General features: G+C 40.5%; 1 protein-coding gene. It reads right to left on the bottom strand.

Annotated elements, in window-relative coordinates:
- On the bottom strand, positions 1–550 hold a 550-nt coding region (locus ABN217_RS20100), incomplete at both ends, for a 3-hydroxyacyl-CoA dehydrogenase family protein (RefSeq protein WP_349459983.1).

The following is a 550-nucleotide window of genomic DNA, read 5'->3' on the forward strand; positions in this document are numbered from 1 at the left end:
TGGATGAATACCCACTAATGAATAAAGGCTCTTATCAACTTGGCGCTTATGAGCCTTTTTCCAAAAGAATAACTTAGATGACGCTTGATGCTCATACAAATAAAAACCTTTACCATTTTTCTTACCTTTACGACCATCTTTATTCACTTTATCTAAAAGTTCAGGAGCCATAAAACGCTCTCCAAAACGCTCGACGAGTATAGGAAGAATTTTTGTCCCTACATCAATACCCACTTCGTCTAACAGATTGAATGGCCCTACAGGAAACCCAAAATCGACTAACGCGCTATCAATATGTTCAATTGACTCGCCATGCATTAAACACTCAGCCGCTTCACATAGATAAGGCGCTAAAATGCGGTTAACATAGAACCCCGCGTCATCACCAACGACTATTGCTGTTTTACCCTGCTTTTTAGCTAAAGCGACCGCCGTTGCAATAGTTTGAGCATCTGTCTGCTGATGAGGGATCACCTCCACTAAAGGCATTTTATCTACAGGGCTAAAATAATGTAATCCAATCACTTTTTCGGGGTGTTTGGCTTTTTCT

The organism is Proteus sp. fly-1067 (genome assembly GCF_040139345.1).
GTDB classification, from domain to species: domain Bacteria; phylum Pseudomonadota; class Gammaproteobacteria; order Enterobacterales; family Enterobacteriaceae; genus Proteus; species Proteus vulgaris_B.